Origin of the sequence: Nostocoides vanveenii, from assembly GCF_039531165.1 — a bacterium.
Taxonomy (GTDB): domain Bacteria; phylum Actinomycetota; class Actinomycetes; order Actinomycetales; family Dermatophilaceae; genus Nostocoides_A; species Nostocoides_A vanveenii.
Genome location: NZ_BAAAPN010000061.1, coordinates 1 through 516, shown reverse-complemented (window position 1 = coordinate 516; position 516 = coordinate 1). Strand labels below are relative to the sequence as shown.

The 516-nt window shown below is 73.6% G+C and carries 1 protein-coding gene; it reads right to left on the bottom strand.

The window, feature by feature from the left end; all coding sequences use genetic code 11:
* The coding region (locus ABD209_RS15495; protein WP_344067813.1) for a transposase at positions 1 to 516 on the bottom strand (516 nt) is incomplete at both ends.

The window sequence follows — 516 nt, the reverse complement described above, 5'->3', positions numbered from 1 at the left end:
GGCGTTCGCGTTGCCGGTCGGTGAGCAGGTCGGCGCCGGTGTGCAGGGTCCGCCTGGCCCGGTACCGCGGGTCGCCCGTGAGCCCGCGGTGGCCGTGGAGCTCGAGCTGGACCCGGCGCCGGCAGCGGTCCAGAGCGTCCCCTCGCAGGCGGACGACGTGGAAGGGATCCATGACCGCGACCGCGTCGGGCAGCTCCTCGGCCGCCGCGGTCTTGAACCCGGTGAACCCGTCCATCGCGACCGCCTCGACGGCATCCCGCCAGGCCTGGGGACGTTCGGCGAGCCAGGTCTTGAACGCCGCCTTGGAGCGGCCTTCGACCATGTCCAGCAGCCGGGCCGGGCCACGACCGTCGCGGAGCGGGGTCAGGTCGATGATGACGGTGACGTACTTATCACCCTTGCGGGTGTGCCGCCAGTTGGGTCGGCCCGAGGCGCGGTGGCGGCATTGCTGCCGCTCCGTTTCCCCGGGCCGCCCGCCGAACCCGGCGTGCGACTCTCGCCGCACCGGGCTCTCCA